At 64.6% G+C, this 21,394-nt stretch carries 16 protein-coding genes; 13 read left to right on the plus strand and 3 right to left on the minus strand.

What is annotated here, in order from left to right; genetic code table 11:
• The first annotated feature begins 129 nt into the window (after positions 1–129).
• Positions 130–1,581: an amidohydrolase family protein gene (locus tag E4631_RS05725; RefSeq protein ID WP_133655921.1), complete on the plus strand. Its 1,452-nt coding sequence runs from the start codon at positions 130–132 to the stop codon at positions 1,579–1,581.
• Between the two features lie 155 nt (positions 1,582–1,736).
• On the opposite strand, the gene E4631_RS05730 is transcribed toward E4631_RS05725, so the two are convergent.
• Positions 1,737–2,804, minus strand: a complete 1,068-nt coding sequence (locus E4631_RS05730; protein WP_205704207.1) for a glycoside hydrolase family 43 protein — start codon at positions 2,802–2,804, stop codon at positions 1,737–1,739.
• 234 nt (positions 2,805–3,038) lie between these two features.
• Between E4631_RS05730 and E4631_RS05735 the strand changes: the two genes are divergently transcribed.
• The 7 genes from E4631_RS05735 to E4631_RS05765 all read left to right on the plus strand — a co-directional run bounded on the left by E4631_RS05735 (position 3,039) and on the right by E4631_RS05765 (position 13,947).
• Positions 3,039–3,668 (plus strand): RNA polymerase sigma factor, encoded by a 630-nt coding sequence (locus E4631_RS05735; protein WP_133655920.1) that lies wholly within the window; start codon positions 3,039–3,041, stop codon positions 3,666–3,668.
• A gap of 97 nt (positions 3,669–3,765) precedes the next feature.
• Positions 3,766–4,812, plus strand: a complete 1,047-nt coding sequence (locus E4631_RS05740; RefSeq protein WP_135318591.1) for a FecR family protein — start codon at positions 3,766–3,768, stop codon at positions 4,810–4,812.
• A gap of 54 nt (positions 4,813–4,866) precedes the next feature.
• On the plus strand, positions 4,867–8,268 hold the full coding sequence (locus tag E4631_RS05745; protein ID WP_133655918.1) for a TonB-dependent receptor: 3,402 nt from the start codon (positions 4,867–4,869) through the stop codon (positions 8,266–8,268).
• Positions 8,269–8,314: 46 nt separating this feature from the next.
• Positions 8,315–9,892 carry a RagB/SusD family nutrient uptake outer membrane protein gene (locus E4631_RS05750; RefSeq protein ID WP_133655917.1) on the plus strand — a complete coding sequence of 526 codons (1,578 nt, stop codon included), beginning with the start codon at positions 8,315–8,317 and terminating at the stop codon, positions 9,890–9,892.
• An 85-nt stretch (positions 9,893–9,977) separates the two neighbouring features.
• Positions 9,978–11,051: a family 43 glycosylhydrolase gene (locus tag E4631_RS05755; protein WP_133655916.1), complete on the plus strand. Its 1,074-nt coding sequence runs from the start codon at positions 9,978–9,980 to the stop codon at positions 11,049–11,051.
• Between the two features lie 79 nt (positions 11,052–11,130).
• Complete coding sequence (locus E4631_RS05760) at positions 11,131–12,753, plus strand: family 43 glycosylhydrolase (RefSeq protein WP_133655915.1); 1,623 nt, start codon at positions 11,131–11,133, stop codon at positions 12,751–12,753.
• A gap of 87 nt (positions 12,754–12,840) precedes the next feature.
• Positions 12,841–13,947, plus strand: coding sequence for a 1,4-beta-xylanase (locus E4631_RS05765; protein WP_174805433.1), 1,107 nt, complete (start codon positions 12,841–12,843; stop codon positions 13,945–13,947).
• A 138-nt stretch (positions 13,948–14,085) separates the two neighbouring features.
• Here E4631_RS05765 and E4631_RS05770 read toward each other — a convergent pair whose 3' ends face one another.
• Positions 14,086–14,763: a hypothetical protein gene (locus E4631_RS05770; RefSeq protein WP_133655914.1), complete on the minus strand. Its 678-nt coding sequence runs from the start codon at positions 14,761–14,763 to the stop codon at positions 14,086–14,088.
• Positions 14,764–14,950: 187 nt separating this feature from the next.
• Here E4631_RS05770 and E4631_RS05775 point away from each other — a divergent pair, with 187 nt between their 5' ends.
• The 5 genes from E4631_RS05775 to E4631_RS05795 all read left to right on the plus strand — a co-directional run bounded on the left by E4631_RS05775 (position 14,951) and on the right by E4631_RS05795 (position 20,327).
• Positions 14,951–17,029 (plus strand): hypothetical protein, encoded by a 2,079-nt coding sequence (locus E4631_RS05775; protein ID WP_133655913.1) that lies wholly within the window; start codon positions 14,951–14,953, stop codon positions 17,027–17,029.
• A 185-nt stretch (positions 17,030–17,214) separates the two neighbouring features.
• Positions 17,215–17,478, plus strand: coding sequence for a hypothetical protein (locus tag E4631_RS05780; RefSeq protein ID WP_133655912.1), 264 nt, complete (start codon positions 17,215–17,217; stop codon positions 17,476–17,478).
• Between the two features lie 398 nt (positions 17,479–17,876).
• A complete protein-coding gene (locus E4631_RS05785) occupies positions 17,877–18,803 on the plus strand; it encodes an NmrA family NAD(P)-binding protein (protein WP_240734703.1) in 927 nt (308 codons plus the stop codon).
• A 264-nt stretch (positions 18,804–19,067) separates the two neighbouring features.
• Positions 19,068–19,325, plus strand: a complete 258-nt coding sequence (locus E4631_RS05790; RefSeq protein WP_133655910.1) for a hypothetical protein — start codon at positions 19,068–19,070, stop codon at positions 19,323–19,325.
• Between the two features lie 279 nt (positions 19,326–19,604).
• The gene (locus E4631_RS05795; RefSeq protein ID WP_133655909.1) at positions 19,605–20,327 is read left to right on the plus strand and encodes an NADPH-dependent F420 reductase; all 723 of its coding nucleotides are present in this window, start codon (positions 19,605–19,607) and stop codon (positions 20,325–20,327) included.
• Positions 20,328–20,501: 174 nt separating this feature from the next.
• On the opposite strand, the gene E4631_RS05800 is transcribed toward E4631_RS05795, so the two are convergent.
• The gene (locus tag E4631_RS05800; RefSeq protein WP_133655908.1) at positions 20,502–21,212 is read right to left on the minus strand and encodes an SDR family oxidoreductase; all 711 of its coding nucleotides are present in this window, start codon (positions 21,210–21,212) and stop codon (positions 20,502–20,504) included.
• Between the last annotated feature and the right edge of the window lie 182 nt (positions 21,213–21,394).

Here is a 21,394-nt window from a genome sequence, read left to right on the forward strand (position 1 = left end):
CCTTCGCATAAAGTGAAAGCCGTGGCGCCCCCAGCGTCACGGCTTTTTTGGGGGGTAGGGGCGAGGTTTTGGCGGGCGCGGGGCGTACTTTGGGCCACCTGCCGGGGGTAGGGATTTTTGCCGACACTTATGAAAAAGACAACCGTTGCGGCGCTACTCAGCGCGGGCCTGAGCGCCTTCCTTGCCACCGCCAGCCGGGCCCAATCCACGCCGCCTACCCCCACCTTTACGCCCCAGGTCAAGGAGTTTATCAAAGTGAGCGCGCCCGTGGTGGCCCTCACTGATGCCAAGGTGATTGACGGCACCGGCCGGCCCGCGCTGCTGCACCAAACGGTGGTGCTGCGCGATGGCCGCATCGAGCAGGTCGGGCCCAGCAAAAAAGTGAAAGTGCCGGCCGGCGCTGAAGTCATCAATTGCGCCGGCAAAACGCTGATTCCCGGCCTGGTAATGCTCCACGAGCACCTCTACTACACCATGCCGGCGGGCGGGCTCTTCAACATTGCCCAGATGCCGTACTCGTTTCCGCGCCTCTACCTGGCGGGCGGCGCCACCACCATCCGCACCGCCGGCAGCATCGAGCCGCAGACCGATTTGGCCATTCAGCGCCTCATCGGCGAAGGCAAATTCATCGGCCCCGATATGGACGTAACGGCGCCCTACATGGAGGAGCCGGGCATGGATATTCCGGCCCTGAACACCATCAAAGGCCCCGCCGATGCGGCCGCTAGCACCAAGTTTTGGGCCGATAAGGGCTGCACGTCGTTCAAGATGTACATGCACGCCACCCGCGCCGACCTGGCCGCCGTGGTGGCCGAGGCCCACGCCCGCCACCTCAAAGTGACCGGCCACCTCTGCGCCATCACCTACCGCGAGGCTGCCGAAACGGGCATCGACAACCTGGAGCACGGCTTCATGGCCAGCTCCGATTTCGCCCCCGGCCACGTCACGGACGCCTGCGACTACCCCGCCGCCCGCCAGGGCCTGCTGCGCCAGCCCGCCAACAGCCCAGCCGTGACTGACCTTATCAAGTTCTTGATTAGCAAGAATGTGGCCCTTACCTCCACGCTGCCCGTGTTTGAGCCCTACACCGGCCGCGAGGTGGTGCTAGGCGGTGGCCTCGGCGCCCTCATGCCGACCTTGCAGGAGCGCGAAACCAAAACCTGGCAGGCCAACCAGGGCAAGGACTCGGCCAGCGTGGCGCTCTTCAAAAAAGAGCAGGGCTGGGAAAAGCAGTTTTACGACGCGGGCGGCCTGCTGGTGGCCGGCACCGACCCCACCGGCGCGGGCCGCACCATCGCGGGCTACGCCAACCGCCGCGAAATCGAGCTGCTGGTTGAAGGCGGATTCACGCCCATCCAGGCCATCAAAATATGCACCCTCAACGGTGCCAAATACCTGGGCCGCGACCGCGACATCGGCACCATCGAGCCCGGCAAGCAGGCCGATTTAGTGCTGGTAACTGGCGACCCCGAGCAGGATATTCACCAGCTCCGCCAGATGGAAATCGTGTTCAAGCACGGCATCGGCTTCGACTCGCCCAAGCTTTTCGAGTCGATGCAAGGCAAGGTCGGGCTGAACTAATGGGGTAGGGGTAAAGGACAATTAGCAAAACAAGAACGTCATGCTGAGCCTGTCGAAGCATCTCTACCGAACGACACCCGAACGGCGCGGTAGAGATGCTTCGACAGGCTCAGCATGACGTTCTTGTTGTCACTAGTCCTAAAAATGCCCGTGCCCTACCCCGGCAGCGGCTGCGGCGTGTACGTCGGCCCGAGGCAGCGCGGGCCCTGCTTGGTCCAGGCCAACTTGTCGATGCAGAGCTCGCGCGCGGTCATGGCCGCGTTCCAGGCGTGGTACACCAGGTATTCGGTGCGGCCGTCGGGGCTGAGCACATGGCTGTGGTGGCCGGGGCCACGCACGTGGCCGGGCACCGAGTGCAGCACCCGCGCCCCGGCATCGGAGCCCGAATCAACGTAGGGACCCATGATGTGCTCGGCCACGCAATAATCGACGCCGTAGCGGTCGGTGAGGAAGTTGGCCCCGCTGAAAAAGCAGTAGTATTTGCCCGCGTGGCGGCGCACAAACGGCCCTTCCAGCGTGTGCCACTGGGCAAAGGTGCGGTTGCCGTAGAGCGGCATGGTGCGGTTGGCCTCGAAGAGCGTCCACTTGTGGCGGGCGCGCAGCACCGTGCGCGGCTGGCCGGCCAGCTGGGTCATGCTCACCAGCTTATCCACCACCAGCCCGGTGCCGGGGTAGTAGCCGTCCTGGGTGTCGGTGAAGTCGCGGGCGTAGAACAAGTACCACTGGCCATCGGTATCTTGGAAGGCGTGGGCGTCGATGGTAAACTGGCTGTCGGCCACCGGCAGCGCCGCGATTTCGGTGTACGGGCCTTCGGGCCGCGGGCTGGTGGCCACTTTCAGCTGGTGGCCCACCGTGGCCCCAATGGCCCCGCCGCCCCGCGAGTAGTACATGTAAAACGTGCCCTGGTGCTCCACCACCTCGGGCGCCCAGAAGTCAAACTCCTCGCTGCCCGGCGGGGGGGTAAGGGCCCCGCCCAGCGGCCGCCAGTCCACGAGGTTGTCCGACGCGAGCAGCGTGAACACCCGGCCGTCGGGCGTGCGGCCCCGGCCGGTGGTGCCAAACGCGTAGTAATGCCCGCCGTGCCGCAGCACGAAGGGGTCGGGAAAATCGCGGGCCAGCACCGGGTTGGTGTAGGTGCGGGCGGCGGCGGCAGGGGAGGGGCGCATAGCGAGCAGGGCTAGCCCCGCCAGCGAGCCGGTGAGAAAGTGGCGGCGGGTGGGCATGGGAGAAAAGGAGGGGGGTAGGCGGCCTTACAACCGCAGAATGAGGCATTTCAAACCGTACTTTCGCCGCTCGCCTACCGCCTGGGGCCAGTTGGGTGAGTAGCGGGGGGTAGGGGCGGAGCCCCGATAGTTTAGCGTAAGTTTACCCGGTCCGGCTGCTGCGGCGCGCCGTAACCCGGCACAAAACAAACCCAAAACCCACATTCTCCACCTTTCCTGTTCGCTGCTTGTTCCATGTCGCTGCCTGATAACTCGCTGTGGGAAAACGTGCTGGCGGGCGACGAGCGGGCCTTCGAAGCCCTGTTTCGGCAGCAGTACCCGGCGCTCTACGGCTACGGCCTGCGCCTGACCGGCGACGAGGAAATGGCCAAGGACGGCATCCAGGAATTGTTTCAGCGGCTGTGGCAGCGCCGCGCCCGGCTGGGCCAGCTGGCAGAAGGCGCCGTGCGGCCCTACCTGTTCAAGGCCCTGCGCCACCAGCTGGCCAACGATGCCCGCGCCCACACGCGCCGCGCGGGCTGGCACACCGCCTACGCCGCCGAGCTGGCCGCCGATTTTCACTACTCGCCCGAGGATTTTCTCATTGCCCAGGAGCTGTCGGAGGCGCAGCGCGTGCAGTTGCTGCAAGCCCTGGCTCAGCTCAGCAACCGCCAGCGCGAGGCCATCTACCTCAAGTTTTTCGACGGCTTTGCCTACGACCGCATCGCCGACATTATGGGCCTCAACCCGCAGTCGGCGCGCAACCTCATCTACCAAAGCCTGCACGTGCTGCGCCAGCACCTGCCGCCGGCGGTGTGGCTGCTGCTGCTGAGCCAGTGGGCGCTGCAAGTCAGGTTATTTTTTAATGTATTCACTAACAATTAGTTAGAGAATACATTAAAAAAACTGCTGCTTTTTATCAGTATAAAAGCCGGGGGGCGGTGTGGTTAAGATATCCCACTTTCCCTTCCTACCCCGGCTTATGGAGTTGACGCGCTACTCGGTTGATGACTTCCTGCTCGACGAGTCGTTTCAGGCCTACGTAGCCGATGCTGAGTCGGCTGCGGGCCTGGCGTGGCAAGTGTGGCTGCGCGAGCATCCGGCCAAGCAGGCCGAGGCGGCCGAGGCCCACGCCCTGGTGCGCGCCCTGCACCAGGCCCGGCGCCCGGCCCTACCCCCCCGCCTGGTCGATACGGAGTTCCAGCGCCTGCAAGAAGCCATCCGGCCGGTGCCGGCCTGGCCGCGCCTGCGCAGCCAGCGCCGCGTGCGCGGGGTAGTGGGTGTGCTCAGTGCGCTGCTGCTATTATTCTTGGGGGTGAGCTGGTGGCGGGGGCAGCACCCGCCCACCGTGCGCTACGCTACCGGGGCCGGCCAGCACCGCACCGTGCGGCTGCCCGATGGCTCGGTGGTGGTGCTCAACGCCAACTCGACCCTGACCACGGCGGCGCACTGGACCGCCAGCTCGGCCCGCGAAGTGTGGCTGACCGGCGAAGGCTACTTTCAGGTGAAGCATTTGGCTACCAAGCCGGTGGCTGATATCGCGGCGGCGCCGGCGGCCGTTAAGTTCGTGGTGCACGCCGCCGACCTCGACATTGCGGTGCTCGGCACGCAGTTCGACGTGAACAGCCAGGATAGCACCACCAAAGTGGTGCTGGCCTCGGGCAAGGTGGCCGTGGCGCGCCGCACCTGGCTAACCCGCGAAAGCCTGCTGATGCAGCCCGGCGACCTGGTCGAAACCTCCACTGCCCGGCCCCAGCTGAGCCGGCGGCAGGTGCCCTCGGCCCTGTACCTGGCCTGGACCAAGGGCTTCTTCGAATTTCACCAAACGCCGCTACGCGACATCGTGCAGCTGCTGCGCGATACCTACGCCCTGCGCGTGAGCGCGGCCGACCCGGCCATGCTCAGCCAGCAGGTGTCGGGGGCCGTGGCCGTGACCAAGGCCGAGTTGCTGCTGCCGGCCCTGGCCGAGATACTCGACCTGCGGGTCGTTCGCACGGGTGATGCCGTGCGCTTTGAGCGCGCCCGCTAGGCGCTGCTACCCCTTCCTACTGCGCTGTTTTCTTCTTTTTCCCACCCCACGCACATGGTAAAATCTACTCGCTTTATGCGGATGGCGCTGCTGCTCGGCAGCCTGCCCGCCGCCAGCCAGGCGCAAACCGCGCTCCCGCTGGCCATGCAGGCCACCCCGGCCCTGCCTACCCCCGCCGACGGCCCCCGCACCGCCCGGCCGCAGTCGCTGGAGTCCTTTCTGCAGGAGCTGCGCCAGACCTACCGGGTCACCTTCCTCTACCGCAGCCAGCTAACGGAGGGCAAGTACCTGGCGCCCCGCCACCCGGACTTCAAAACGCTGCCCGAAGCCCTGCGCTACCTGAGCCGGCACAGCGGCCTGCGCTTCAAGCTGCTCAGCGACGGCACCTACATTGTGGTGCCCGCCGCGCCCGGCCCCACCGGCGATTCGCTGGCCGTGGCCCCCACTCGCCCGCAGAACCTGCTGGCAACTAGCCGTCGCCCCAGCGCCGGGCCGGTGACGGGCCGCGTGACCGATGCCAAGGGCGAGGGCCTACCCGGCGTGACGGTGCTGGTGAAGGGCACCACCAACGGTACCACTACCGGCGCCGATGGCACATTTGCCCTCGATGCGCCCGACAATGCTACGCTGGTGTTCTCCTCGGTGGGCTACGCCGGGCAGGAAATTCCGGTGAATAGCCGCACCACTATTAACGTCACGCTCAGCGAAAGCAACCAGGCGCTGAGCGACGTGGTGGTGGTGGGCTACCTCACCCAGAAGCGTGAAGACGTGACGGGCTCGGTGGCCTCCGTGTCGGCCGTAGATGCCAACCGGGCGCCGGCGCCTACCCTCACCGAGGGCATCCAGGGCCGCCTGCCGGGCGTGACCATCGCCAACTCGGGCGCGCCGGGTCAGGCGCCGGTGGTCAACATTCGGGGCCTGGGCACGCTGGCCAGCGGCAGCGGCCCGCTCTACATCGTGGATGGCCTCTGGACCGACGGCCTGCGCGACTTCAACCCCCAGGATGCCGAGTCGATTCAGGTGCTGAAGGACGCGGCTTCGCTGGCGCCCTACGGCTCGCGCGGGGCCAACGGCGTGATTATCGTGACCACCAAGCGGGGCAAGGCCGGAAAGCCGCAGCTGCAGTTCAACGCCTACGGCGGGCCCCAGAACATTGCCAAGCGCCTGAGCCTGACCAATGCCGCGCAGTGGGCCGCCATTACCAACCAGGCCTATGATAACGCTGGTATTGCGCGCCAGCCCTACGCCAATGCCCTGCCGGCCGGCATCGACACCGACTGGCAGAAGGAGCTGTTCCAGACCGGCGCGGTGCAGAGCTACGACCTGGGGCTGTCGGGCGGGGGTCTCACCGACAACGGCGGCCGCTCGAACTACAACCTCACCGGCAGCTACTTCCGGCAGTCGGGCACCATCAAGGGGCCGCAGTTTGAGCGCTACACGGCCCGCATCAACACGGGCCTGACCAGCGGCAAGCTCCAGATAGGGGAGAGCCTGCTGCTGTCGCGCGTCAACCAGCAGTTTGTCAACGGCTTGCCCTTTATCGACGTGGTGCGGATGCTGCCCGTGACGCCCGTGTACGACCCGGCCAACCCCGGCGGCTACGGCCTGAGCACGCCCAACGCCGTGTCGTACGGCACCAACCCCATCGGGTCGCAGCAGCTCAACGTTAACAACACGACTAATAACCGCCTGCAGGGCAGCATTTTCGGCGAATACTCGTTCGCGCCCTGGCTGCGTTACCGCCTCAACCTGGGCCTGGAATACCTGGCTTTCCACGACCGCTCGCAGAACCAGTTTGGCCTGCTGCGCTACATCGGCGACCCCACGGTGCTCTCGTCGTATGCCGAAAACCAGGGCAACAACTTGTTTGGGCAGGCCGAAAATACCCTCACTTTCGACAAGAGCTTTGGCAAGCACAGCCTAACGGCGCTGGTGGGCTACAGCCGTCAGTACTTCAGCAACGAGTTTACGCGGGGCGTGAACTTCGGCTACGGCACTGGCCCGGTGTACTACTGGGCGCTCGACGCGGGCACCCAGAACCCGCAGGTAATCGGCTCTTCTTACGTGAATACCAAGGAGTCATATTTCGCGCAGCTAACCTACGACTTCGACCAGCGCTACCTCGTCACGGCGGCGTACCGCAACGATGGCTCGTCGCGCTTCGACCCCAACAACCGCCGCGGCAACTTCGGGGCCGCCTCGCTGGGCTGGCGCGTGTCGAAGGAGCGCTTCTTTGAGGGCGTAACGGCCATCAGCGACCTGAAGCTGCGCGCCAGCTACGGCCGCCTCGGCAACGACCAGCTCTCGGGCCCCTACGGCGGCTCGTACCTCTACCTGGGCAACATTAACCCGAACGTGAACTACCCCCTCGGGCCATCGCAAACCATTCTCAATGGCGCTATCCAGACGGCCCTGCCCAGCGCCGGCATTGGCTGGGAAACCCGTAACACGGCCAACTTCGGCTTCGACATGGCCTTTCTGGACAACCGCCTGACCTTGGGGGCCGACTACTACGTGTCGCAGACTACGGACGCGCTCATTGCCCCACCCATACCGCTGCTGTTTGGCAATGCCGGCGACAACCCGTATCAGCGCATTGGCAAGATTGAAAACCGGGGCTTTGAGTTCTTACTGGGCTACAATGAGAACCGCAATGCCTTCAAATACGGCATCTCGGCCAATCTCTCGACCCTGCGCAACCGCGTGCTCAACGTGGGCACCAGCGGCGACCAGGCCAACTACTTCAACGCCGGCCCGAGCGGCGTGACGCGCACTGAGGCCGGCTACGAGGTGGGCTCGTTCTACCTCTACCAGTTTCAGGGCGTGTACCAGAGCGGCGATGCCAATATTCCGGCGGGCCTGCAGGCCGGTGACGCCAAGTATGCCGACACCAACGGCGACGGCGTCATCAACGAGAAGGACCGGGTGCACACCGGCCGGGTGTTTCCCAAAATTCAGTACGGCCTGAACCTGACGGCCAGCTACGGCGGCTTCGACGTGGCGGCCTTCGTGCAGGGTATTCAGGGCAACGACGTGTTCAACAACACCCGCTACTGGACCGACCGCATCGACCAGACCGGCAACTACCGCACCGACCTCAACCCCTGGACCCCGACCAACACCGGCACCAACACGCCGCGCCTGGTGGCGGCGGGCCAGTCGGCCGTCAACAACTCGCAGTACAACTCGACGCGCTGGCTGGAAGACGGCTCCTATTTCCGCCTCAAAAACGTGCAGATTGGCTACTCCCTACCCTCCTCGGTGATGGAGAAGCTGCGGGTGATTTCGCGCCTGCGCATCTATGCCACTGGCCAGAACGTGTTTACGGTGACCAAGTACAGCGGCTACGACCCCGAAACGGTGGGCGGCACGGGCGGCATCCTCACGCGGGGCCTCGATGAGGGCCAGTACCCCAACCTGCGCTCGTTCACGCTCGGCCTGCAGGCCGGTTTTTAAGGCGCCAGCGCCGTTGTTTTCCACGCTCTAACTATTCCCGCCCGATATGAAATTTCTTAACCTCAAGGCGCTGGGCCTGGCCGGCGGCCTGCTGCTCGGCGCCACTGCGTGCCAGAAAGACATCCTCAACCAGCCCAACCCGAACCTGGCCACCACGGCCTCGTTCTGGCAGAATAGCAACGACGCCACCAAGGGCGTGCTGGCGGCCTACAGCGGCCTGCAGCAGCTGGGCACCTATCGCCGCTGGCTCAACTTTGCTTTTGATATTCGCGACGATGAGGGCTTCAGCCAGAGCCCCTGGAATGAGCTGCGCGACTTCAACCGCTTCATTATCGGCAACTACGATTTTGAGGTGAACTTCGTCATCTACCGCGACCATTACCGCGGCATCGTGCGCTGCAACCAGGTGCTCGACAACGTGCCCACCATCACGGGCATGGATGCCACGCTGCAGAAGCAGATTCTGGCCGAGGCCCGGTTTATCCGCGCGCTGCTCTACTTCAATATGGTATCGCTCTACGGCCGCGTGCCGCTGGTGGTGAACCAGGTGACGTCGCTGACCACCATTCCGGCCCAGGCCACCGACGAGGCCCAGGTGTGGAGCCTAGTGTTCAGCGACTTACAGGCTGCTATTCCGGGCCTGCCCCTGAGCTACAGCGGCAACGACCTGGGTCGGGCCACCAAGGGCGCCGCCCAAACGCTGCTTGGCAAGGCCTACATGCAAAACCGCCGCTGGGCCGACGCCTCGGCCCAGTTTGCCAGCGTCATCGCCTCAAACCAGTACAAGCTCACCGGCACCTACACCGACAACTTCCGCCACACGACGGAGAACAACACGGAGTCGATTTTTGAGGTGCAGTTCACCGATACCAAGCGCGGCGGCAACGACGGCGACGATGCTACCTCGTCGGAGGGCGGGCAGCGCTCGCAGTTTTTCGGCGTGCCGGGCTTTGGCTTCAACGACGGCGAGGTGCGGCCCTGGGTGGTAAATGAGTTTTTGAAAGAAGCCACCACCACTGGCCAGCGCGACCCGCGCCTGGCGTCCACGGTGTTCTACAACCGCTTCGACCAGACGCAGTTTCCGAGCGCCCTACCCCCCGATACTGACCGGGGCGTGTACGGTCAGGACAGCTTCGAGACGCGCTACGCCAACGATGCCCGCAACCTGGCCCGCGTGTACTGGCGCAAGTACCAGACCGACTACTACCGCACGTTTGAGGACTTCGACTCGCCCATTAATCAGCGGGTGATGCGCTACGCCGACGTGCTGCTGCTGCAGGCCGAGGCGCTGAACGAGCAGGGCCAGACTGCGGCCGCTGTGCCGCTCATCAACCAGGTGCGCCAACGCACCAGCACCGGCCTGCCGGCCCTCACGGCGGGTAGCTTCACCCAGGCCAGCCTGCGCGCCCAGCTCATGCACGAGCGCGTGACCGAGCTCACCGGCGAAGGCACCCGCTGGTTTGACCTGCGCCGCTGGAACTACTTCGACACCCAGGATGGCATCAACACCCTGGCCGCCCGCGACGCCGACTACGCCAGCTTCAAGCTCAACAAGTCGCGCCTGCTGCCCATTCCGCAGACCGATGTGGACCTGGCCAAGCTGACCCAAAATCCGGGCTGGTAGGCTGTGACGGGCCGCCGGATGTTTCCGGCGGTCCCTTTGGCGGGCCGCATCCCGCGCAAGTATCTCTTCTATTCCCATCCAGCTTATGTATTTCTTCTCCACGCGGCCGTTGCACCGGCTGCTTCCGTTGGCCCTGGCCGTCCTGCTCTCGTGCAGCAGCGGCTCAGACGGCGGCACCCCGCCCACGCCTACCCCCCCGCCCGCGCCGGCCGCTACCACCTTCACCAACCCGCTGCTGACCGCGGGCCCCGACCCGTGGGTGGCCCAAAAAGATGGCTTCTACTACGTGATGGTGACGACCGGCAACAACCTGCAAATCCGCAAAACGGCGAAGATGTCGGAGCTGGGCACGGCTCCGAGCACCATCGTGTGGAACCCCAGCGTGGCTGGTGTAACCCAGCGCGACCTGTGGGCCCCCGAGCTGTATTTCTTTGATGGCAAGTGGTATATCTACTACTCGGCCGACCCCTTGTGCTGCGACGGGCACCGCGTGCACGTGCTCGAAAATGCTAGCTCCGACCCCACCCAGGGCACCTGGGTAAACAAGGGCCGCATTGCCAACCCCACCAGCGACCTGTGGGCCATCGACGGCACGGTGCTGGAGCTGAACAGCAAGCGCTATTTCATTTGGTCGGGCCACGAAACCGCCCCCAACCCTACCCAGATTATCTACATCTCGGAGATGAGCAACCCCTGGACGCTAGTGGGGCCGCGCGTGGAGCTCACGCGCCCCACCTACGCCTGGGAGCAAAACGGCAGCCCGGCCGTGAACGAAGGTCCCGAGATATTGCAGCACAACGGCAAGACCTTTCTCATCTACTCGGCCAGCCACTGCAGCACCGACGACTACGCCCTGGGCCAGCTGACCCTGACCGGTACCGACCCGCTGGCGCCCGGCGCCTGGACGAAGCTGGCGACTCCGGTATTCGTGAAAAACCCCGCCAACAAGGCATTTGGGCCGGGCCATAACGGCTTTTTCAAGTCGAAGGACGGCACCGAGGACTGGCTCATCTACCACGCCAACCCGCTGACCGGCGAGGGCTGCAGCGACACCCGCAGCACCCGCATGCAGAAGTTTACCTGGAATACCGACGGCACCCCCAACTTTGGGACGCCCGTAGCGCTGGGGGCGGCCCTGACCCGGCCCGCTGGCGAGTAGGGTGGCTTTGGGCCATTCATAACCTCTTTTCCTGCACGAATGGCCTGCCCCGCGCAGGCCATTTTGTTGATTCCTGCTGATGCAAACTCTCCTTTTTTGCCGTGGGCTGGCGGCGCTGGCCCTGCTGGCGGCGGCCCCGCTGCTGGCCGCCGGCCAGGCGCCGGCCAAGGCTAAGGCCCGGCGGCCGGCCGCCGCCAAGGCGGCTACCGTCCCTACCCCCCTCGCCATCGCTAATCCCGTGCTGGCCGGCGACTACCCCGACCCGTCGGTGACCCAGGTGGGCAACACCTACTGGGCCACGGCCACGTCGTCGAACTGGGGGCCGACGTTTCCGCTGCTGAAATCGACTAATTTGCAGCACTGGACGCTGGTGGGGCACGTGTTTCCGGGGGCGCGGCCGGCCTGGGCCGACTACTACTTCTGGGCGCCCGAGATTAACCACGACCAGAACGGTAAGACCTACGTCTTCTACACCGCGCACCAGCGGGGCGGCAACCTGGCCGTGGGCGTGGCCAGCGCCGACCACCCCGAAGGACCCTACCGCGACCACGGCCCGCTGGTGGGCCAGCCCGACGGCAGCATCGACGGCTTTCCAATGCGCGACGAAAAAGGCCAGCCCTACCTCATCTGGAAGGAAGACGGCAATAGCGTGCAGAAGCCTACCCCCATCTGGGCGCAGCGCCTGAGCGCCGACCGCACCAAGCTGGTGGGCGAGAAAAAAGAGCTTTTTCGCAATACCGCCGCCTGGGAGGGCAACCTGGTGGAGGGGCCCAGCCTGGTGCGCCACGGCGGCTATTTCTATATGTTTTATGCCGCCAATGGCTGCTGCGGGCCGGGCTGCACCTACGCCACGGGGGTAGCACGGGCCAAAAACCTGCTGGGCCCCTGGGAGAAATATTCCCGCAACCCTATCCTCACCAAGAATGACGTCTGGACCTGCCCCGGCCACGGCACGGCCATTGAGCGCGCCGGCCACTGGTATATGCTGCACCACGCTTACCAGACTGGCAGCTTTCAAAACGTTGGCCGCCAGGGCGTGCTCAGCGAGTTTGTTTGGAGCAAGGCCGGCTGGCCCGAGTTTTTGACGCACACTACCCCCGTGGCCGCCGCCCAGGTACCCGCCGTGGTGGCCGATGAGTTTGCCAGCGCCACCCTGGCGCCCGCCTGGGAGTGGCCGGTGGAGGAGAAGCCCACTTTCGCGCTGCAAAATGGCCAGCTGCACCTCACGGCCCGGCCCGAGCAGGGCGGCGCGGCGCTGGGCCGGCCCACGCTGGCCGCCACCTACACCGCCACGACCACGCTGCTCAGCCCCAGCACCCTACCCCCCGGCACCACCGCCGGCCTGGCCGCCCTCGGCGACCCCAACAATGCCCTCAGCCTGCTGGCTGGCGAGGGCAAGCTGGAAGTGCAGGAGCGCCGCGCCGGCAAAACCCGCACCCTGGCCGAAGCCGCCCTACCCCCCTCGGCGGCCCTGTACCTGCGCCTGCAAAACCAAGACGGCAGCCACTACCGCTTTGCCTATAGCCCCGACGGCCGCACCTGGACCGAGCTGCTGCCCACCGGCCAAACTGCCGACGGCGGCTTCCTGCCCCCCTGGGACCGCGGCGTGCGGGTGGGCGTAGTGGCCCAGGGGCCAGCGTCGGCCACCGCCACGTTTGAGCGCTTTGAAGTGCGCAATGAGGTGCTGCCCCGCCCCGAATAGAACCGCCGCTACATTCCTTACGCTGGTCGGCCGCTGGGCTGGCCCGCCACTCAATTCCCACGCTTCTTTTTCCTACCCCCCTTCCGCATGAAAAAACTGTCCATGCTGCTGCTGGGCCTGGCGCTGCTCGGCGCCCCGCTGGCCCAGGCTCAGAAAGTCAAAACCAAAACCAAGGGCGGCGCGGCCATGCTGGCCACCGGCCCGGCCGGCCGCTGGTCGGCCGATAGGGCCAATGCCTGGTACCGGGCCCGGCCCTGGATGACAGGCGCCAACTTTATCCCCAGCACCGCCATCAACCAGCTGGAGATGTGGCAGGCGGCCACCTTCGACCCGCAAACTATTGATAAAGAGCTGGGTTGGGCCGAAGGCATCGGCTTCAATACCATGCGCGTGTTTCTGCACGATTTGGCGTGGAAGGAGGACCCGGCGGGCTTCAAGAAGCGGGTAGGCGACTACCTGGCCATCGCCGATAAGCACCACATCGGCACCATCTTCGTGTTCTTCGACGACTGCTGGAACAAGGACCCGCACATGGGCCCGCAGCCGTCGCCCAAAACCGGCGTCCACAACTCGGGCTGGGTGCAGGACCCCGGCGACCCCGCCTCGCGCGACTCGGCCACCTTCATGGGCTTCAAGCCCTACGTAACCGACGTGCTCACCAGCTTTGCCCACGATAAGCGCATCGCGCTGTGGGACTTATACAACGAGCCTGGCAATTCGGGCAAAGGCGTGGCGTCGCTTCCGCTGCTGCGCAACACCTTTGCCTGGGCCGAAGCCGTGCGCCCCGACCAGCCCCTGAGCGCGGGCCTCTGGAACTGGGATTTCCAGGCCCTGAACACCTTCCAGGCGCTGCATTCCGATGTCATCACCTACCACGACTACGAGGAGCCGGCCTGGCACGAGCGCGTGATTGATATGCTGCAAACCCACGGCCGCCCGCTCATTTGTACCGAGTACATGGCCCGGCCCCGCAACTCACGCTTCGTCAATATTTTACCTCTGCTCAAGAAGTACAACGTGGCCGCCATCAACTGGGGCCTGGTAGATGGCAAAACCAACACCAAGTACGCCTGGGACACGCCCCTGGCCGACGGCTCGGAGCCGATGGAGTGGTTCCACGAGGTGTTTCGCACGGACGGTACGCCTTATCGGCAAGATGAGACGGAATTGATTAAGAAGCTGACTAGTAAGTGATTTTGCTATAAATAAAAGAACGTCATGCTGAGCTTGTCGAAGCATCTCGCTAGCGCCGAATAGGTTAGTAACCCAGCGGCGCGAGCGAGATGCTTCGACAAGCTCAGCATGACGTTCTTTTATTTTCTATCCAGCTACTTACGCGGCCGGCAGCGTTGCCTCATACGTATCGGCGTACTTGAACTCTTCCAGCCAATAATCGGAGCTGATAACGTCAAATGTCACACTATCAGCGGTTTTATCGCTGGGCGTGCGCTGCCACAGAATGAGCGGAGCCGAGGGAAACTCGCCGCCCGCCAGCTGCTCGCTGAACAAGCGGTGCACCAGGGCGTGGTCGCTGAGGCCCTGGGCCAGCAGGCGCAGCAGCGGCACGGCCGGCTCCGGGTCTAATACGGCCAGGTCTTCGGGGGTAGGGGCCGTAATTTTTACCTTGAACTCAACGGCCTGCGGGTGCGGAAACTTGCCATTGTAGGCCGTGTAAAGCAGCTGCGTGGCGTTGAAGAAGGCCGGGTGCAGCCGCAGCTCGGGGTTTTCCTCCCACAGCTTCTCGGTTTCCATTTGGTGGGCTAGCTGCTCCAGCTGGCCGGTGGTCAGCTCGTCGGCCATCAGGTAGGTGAGCACGACCTCGGCGGCGGCGGCGGGCTCCAGCTCGGTGAGGGCCATCTGGCACATCTCCTTGAGCTCGGCCGGGGCCAGGGCCTCGGGGTTGTCGTAGTCGAGCTGCTTGAGCAGGGCCAGGTAGTCGGTATTGGTCCAGGCGGTGGGTAATTCGCTGAGGTGCTGAAAGGAAAGTCGTTCGACGGTGTAGGTTGACATGGAGGGATACAAGTGATAAAGCGTATTCCCTTGTACGCATCCCGGCCGCCAACAACTGAAAGCCGGCTCCGCCGGGCCCTACCCCCTCGCCGACGGCCAACGCGAAGCAACACCCGCTACACCACCGCCAGCCATCGAAGTAAGCGACGCGGGGCAGGGCGCTATCTTAGTCCGAATTTCGACCCTCATGCAACGTATTCTTACCCTGAGCCTGCTGCTGGCGGCCATGGCGTGCTCGTCGCCGGTGGCGCAGTCGGGCGAGGCCACGGCGGCCCCCAGCGCCGCCGGCCCCCGCCCCTACGTAACCGGCGTGCTGCCCCTGGACCTCAGCACCATGGTGTACCAGCGCAACAACGTGGGCGGGCCGCCCACCACGCTGTTTCGCCCCACGGCCGCCGACCCCAACTCCAATTTCAACCCCGGCTTCGGGCTGTTGCAGCCCGAGCACACGCTTGTTATTGACCTGCCCCCGCAGTGGGAAGCCAAAAACCTGGTGCTCAAGCTCCGAGACGGCCAGGGCGAGTTCAACCCCGGCCAGCGCTACTACGCAGTGGCGCGCGGCAGTGGGGGGGTAGAGAAGCTGGTGTACACCTTCACCGGCGGCGAGTACGGCAAGGACATCAGCGTGCCGCTGCCCCGCGATGTGGTGTACGAGCGCCTGGTGCTGCGCGGCCCCCTCGCGGCCCAGCCCGCCAAGCTCGAAATAAGCGGCGACTACCGGCCCTTCACTGCCGCGCCGCCCGCCCGCGTGCGCGCCCCGCTGGCCGCCCTCACTGGCGCTAATGCCTTCCCCTGGAATTTCAGCCAGCCCGACGGCAGCGGCATCAGCCCGCCCAAGTACGCCGCCCTGAGCACCACCTACGGCGGCGTGCTGCGGATGTATATCGAGCTGGAAAAATTCGTGCCCGTGCCCGACCAGTACCAGTTTCAGTACTGGAACCTCGACGAGTTGGCCCGCCGCGCCCACGCCGATGGCCACGAGCTGCTGCTCACCTTCGTGCACGCCACCAAGGCCGAGCAGGAAACCTGGCCCAAGGGCGAGTACCAGGGCCAGGCCACCCTCGACCAGGATGCCCCGCCCTACGCCTTCACCGCCGACCCGCTCAAGGAAGCCACCTACAAGCCTGCCGGCTCGGCCGGCTACCAGCTGGCCGCCCGCTACGGGTTCAATACCCACATTCCGGCCGCTAATATTAAGTGCTACACCGTGCCCGCCTACCCCAACGCGCCGGTGGCCGGCCCGCGCCAGGGCCTGGGCTACGTGCGCTACTACGAAACCAGCAACGAGCTAGACAAGGACTGGAAGGGCCTGAGCCACTATATGAGCGGCTGGCAGATGGGCCTGCACCAGTCGGCCGTGTACGATGGCGCGCAGGGCCGCCTGGGGCCCACCTGCGGCATCAAAACCGCCGACCCCAGCGCCATCGTGCTCAACGCCGGCCTGGCCCGCGCTACCCCCGATGCCTTCCGGGGCATGATTGACTGCTGGAAAAAGACCCGCGGCTACCGCAAAGACGGCACCCTCGATATTCCGGTGGACCAGTGGAACTACCACCAGTATTCCAACGACGCGGGCAGCACCCAGAACGGCGGGGCCCAAACCAGGGGGGTAGCCCCCGAAAACGGCGGCCTCGGGGCCACGGCCCGGCGCATGGTGGCGTTTGCCAGCACCTACGGCGGCAACAAGCCGGTGGTGCTCACCGAAACCGGCTACGACGTGAACCCGCGCTCGCCGCTGGCCGCCGTGCGCGCCGCCGACCTGCGCGCCTACCCCAAGCGCGAGCAGATACCCGCCGCCCGCATCCAGCGCACGCAGGCCATCTGGACCCTGCGCACCCTGCTCGAAGTGGCGGCCAACGGCCTCGACGGCATTGCCTGGTACCAGGCCTACGACGACAACGGCGACTCGCCCTACGTGTACCAGACGAGCGGCCAAATCAGTGGCGACAACACCCGCCGGCCATCCGGCGACTTCCTGGTGCAGGCGCGGGCGCTCATGGGCGCTTACACCTTTAAGGAGCGCCTGAGCGAGCACCCGCGGGTAGACATCTGGCAGCATGGCAAGGCGCGCATGGCCGTGCTCTGGCTGCCCGTAGAGGACGATAGCCGCAGCACGTATGCCCTCAAGCTGCCCGGCGCCGGCACCTACTACACGCCCACCAGCGGCCGCGCCGCCATGGTGCCGGCCAAGCTGCCCGTAGTGAAGGGCGTAGCCCAGGTACCACTCAGCGAAACGCCCGTTTTCGTGCCGCTCATTACCCCCTGATACTAGAGATGGCCGGCCAGACTACGCCGCCCGGCCAGCGTAAAACCGACTGGCTGGGCTTGGGCTGAGCCGCAGGGGGTAGGGCCCCCAAGCCGGACATAAACGCTTGAGTCGCGGCTGCGTATAGGGTAGGCCGGTAGCCGTGCTGCCGGCCTTTTCCACCCCTTCATTCCCTACCCCCTCCCATGAAAGCCACCCTCCTGTTAGCCGCCGCCTTTGCTTTCGTCACCAGCGCTGCCCTGGCCCAGACCGTAACCCCCGGCACCACGCCCGGCGCCCAAACCGGCAACCCCAGCAACATGCCCAGCGCCGGCACCACCACTACCACCGACCCAGCCATGAACAACACCAGCATGGATAAAATGTCGGCCAGCGATAAGCGCGCGATGCGCAAAAGCAAGAAAACGAAATCGAGCGACGGCATGATGAAGACCAAAACCAAGATGTAAAAGCGGCTAGTCAGCACCATCTGGTTGGTTACAAACAAGCCCTTGCCTTCACCCGGCAAGGGCTTGTTTGTGGCTGGTACGGAAGCTGTTTAGAAACCAGTCCGTCAGTCCGAGCTTATTGAGGAAGCTCGCTCGCAGTCGTTCGGGCTGCGTGCTACGGCCCGCGCTGGATGCCTCTCTGCGGTCGGAATGACGTTCTTTATTGGAATGCACTGCGTGACGAATATAAATCAGGACCTACGCCAAAGCCGTTTGTCATGGCGCACGTGTTGTGCAGCAAGCAAAGGCGTGGCAATCGACCCGGCCCGACACCCGAACAACTCATTCTGGTGCGATTGCTTCACAGGCTCGCCATGACAAACGGCTTTTGCGTAACATCAGCTGCTAACTATCATATTTTGGAAAACACTGACCTTACTACCCCTTCCGCCCCGCCCGCTACCATTGTGGTAGCCGGTGCCACCGGCGACCTGGGCTTCCGCATCGCCCAGGAGCTGCGCAAGCGGGGCGCCATAGTGCGGGCGCTGGTTCGCCCCGGCAATACCAAGCCCGCCATCGCTTCGCTGCGCGAGCAGGGGGTAGGGATTCTGGAAGTCGATTTCAACGACGTGGCCGCCCTCACCTATGCCTGCGCGGGCGCGGCCTGCGTGGTGTCGGCCCTTTCCGGCCTGCGCGAGGTGATAATAGACGCCCAAACCCATCTGCTCGACGCGGCCGTGGCCGCCGGCGTGCCGCGCTTTATCCCCTCCGACTTTTCCATCGACTTCACCAAGCTGCCCGAGGGTAGCAACCGCAACCTCGACCTGCGCCGCGAATTTGGCCACCGGCTCGACCAGGCGCCCATCCGGGCCACGTCCATCCTCAACGGCATGTTCATGGACCTGCTCACCGGCCAGGCCCCAGTGGTGCTCTTCAAAATCCGGCGCGTGCTCTACTGGGGCTCGGCCGACCAGCCGCTCGACTTCACCACCATCGCCAACACGGCCGCCTTCACCGCTGCCGCCGCCCTCGATGCCACTACCCCCCGCTACCTGCGCATAGCCGGCGAAACGGCCACCATCCGCGACCTGCAAGCTGCCGCCAACGCCGCCACCGGCCAGCGCTTCGGCCGCCTGCGCGCCGGCGGCCTCTGGCTGCTACGCCTGCTGATTCGGGTGACGCGCCGCCTCATGCCGGCTCCCAACGACGTGTTTCCGCCCTGGCAGGGCATGCAGTACCTGCACAATATGTTCACCGGCCTACCCAAATTTGCCTCATTGGATAATAACCGTTATCCTGAAATCAACTGGACGTCGGTGCGCGAGGTATTGGCGGCGCGCCAGTAGGCGCCAAGCACCAGAAGTTTGTTGCACTACCGCGGTTCCCAGATTAGGGTACGTGTTCCGGTCCGACGGCGGAGCCGTCCGACCGGTTGACGGGTGCGCCGCTTAGCCAATCGTTCAGCCTTGGTTCCCACGACAATCGGTCGGATGGCTCCGCCATCGGACTGGAACACGTACTCTGACTTAGAAATTGCCCTAGGTTCACCCATAGCCCGCTGCAATAGCCGCAGTGCTACCCCCATTTTCACCCACCAATTTCCTGCTTCTATGAAATCCTTTCTACTGCTCGCCGCCGCCTGCGCGCTTACCGCCAGCGCCGCCCTGGCTCAAACCACCGTGCCCCCCGGCACCGTGCCCGGCGACCAACCCGTCGTTACCCCCGACATGACCAATGCCGGTAGCCCGCGTGCCCCCAAGCGCGCGGCAAAAGTGCCCGGCCTAGACCACCACGACCAGAAAAGGATGCGGAAAATGGGTCACAAAGCAGCCAAGCCCCCTCTCCCGATGAAACCCACTGCCAACTAACCTGGCTACTCACAAGCCTGTCTTTAGTGAATAGCCAAGTTGCTACCCCCCTAGCGCCCGCGCCCGCCACGCCGCTCGGCTACTGGGGCGGCTGCGGGCGCTGCGATTATTCATAATAATTTGATAAGCATTCTATTAGCTTTGCTGGTGCGAGTCTGGCGTAGCTCGTGCCTGCTGTTTTTGGGAGGTATGAGCAAAACAATTCGGCTGGGCGGGTAGTCTTAGTACGAGTCGCTTTATAGAAAAGCGGCCCCTAAAAACCTGCTCATCTACCTGCTTATGAACATTGGAATCATTGGCGCCGGCCACATCGGTAGCGCCCTGGCCGGGCGGCTCACCAGCCTCGGCCACTCGGTCTATATTGCTAACTCCCGCGGCCCCGAGACGCTGACGGACCTGGCCCAAAAAACCGGCGCTACCCCCGTAACGGCCCAGGAAGCGGCCCGCCATGCCGACCTCATCGTGGTGACCATTCCGCTAAAAAGCATCCCTGACCTACCCCAGGACCTATTCGAAGGTGTATCCGCCGACGTGCCGGTTATCGACACCAGCAATTACTACCCCCTGCTGCGCGATGGGCAGCTACCCGAACTGGAAACCGGCGACCTGACCGAGAGCGAATGGGTGCAGCAGCATCTGGGCCGCCCGGTGCTAAAGGTGTTTAACAACATCTTCGCCGCGAACCTTGCAAACAACGGCCAGCCCGCCGGCACGCCCGGCCGCATCGCGCTATTGGTAGCCGGCGATGAGGCCGCCGCCAAGCAGCAGGCAATGGCCCTGGTGGAGGAGTTGGGCTTCGACGCTGTGGATGGCGGCAGCCTGCACGAGTCGTGGCGCCAGCAGCCGGGCACGCCACTGTACTGCACCGACTTATCGGCCGACGAAGTGCGGCAGCACCTAGCCAGCATGGGTACCCAGCGCACGCCCGAGCAGCACGCCCAGTTCGCAGCCAACCAGGCCGCGTCGGAAAAGCAACTGGAGGCCCAAGGCGTCAAGCTGTAAGGCCCGCCGCCCCACGTTGACTAGCCAATCGCTAGCCCACTGCCATAAGCCCCAGCGAACAAGCCCCGTCAATTGTTCGGAGCACGTTCGCTGGGGCTTATTCGCTAAACGGGTGTTGCCAAGCGCCTCATTCAGGAACGCCGCGCTGCCCAAATACCGCTTAACGGCCAGCCCTTACCAGGGTAAGGGACCGGTGGAAGAGGAGATTGTGCCATTAGGGCCATCAGGGGGTAGCAGGGCCAGCCAGATGGCTTCCGCCGCCCCTTGCGCGGGGGTATCGGTGCCCGCAAAGCCGTTCAGGTCGGTGGCCGTGTAGCCGGGCGCGGCCGAGTTTACCTTGATGGCCGTGTCGCGTAGCTCATGGGCCAGCTGCACGGTGAGCATGTTGAGCGCGGCCTTCGAGGCGGAGTACCCCAGCAGGCCCCAGTCGTTCTGACTGCTCAGGGTAAGCGAGCCCAGCGGACTCGACACGTTGACAATGCGCCCCGCCGCGGCCTGCTTCACCAGCGGTAAAAACGCTTGGGTAACTGCCAGCGTGCCCAGAAGATTGGTCTGGAGCACCTGCGCCACGCTATGCACGGCGGCCGTGCTCGGCGCACCGTCGCCGGCCGCATTGATGCCCGCATTATTCACCAGGATATCGAGGTGGCCTTCCTCGCGCTGCAAATGTGCCGCCGCCGCGTCGAGCGTCGCCTGGTTGGCGATGTCCAATTCGAGGAATAGGACATCGCCTGCGGCTGCCAGCTCCGCTACGGCTTGCTGGCCTTTGGCGGCCTCGCGGGCCCCCAGATACACTCGGCAGCCTGCTTGCAGCAGCCCCCGCACAATTTCGAAGCCGATGCCTTTGTTGCCGCCGGAAACCAGCGCAATTTTCTTGTTTGCCATGTTACCTGTGGGGTTGGCCTCCTTAACAAAGGAGGTGAGTAAGTACGCCACAAAGGTCCGGGGGGTAGGCAAGCGGTAAACTTCGCCAGTCAACCCATCTGTTTTAGATTTCAAACATTGTTGAGAACGTGTTTGAATTTTACAAAAGAACCCACCAGGCCGTCATGCTGAGCGTAGTCGAA

The organism is Hymenobacter sp. UV11, from assembly GCF_004684095.1.
Classification (GTDB): Bacteria; Bacteroidota; Bacteroidia; order Cytophagales; family Hymenobacteraceae; genus Hymenobacter.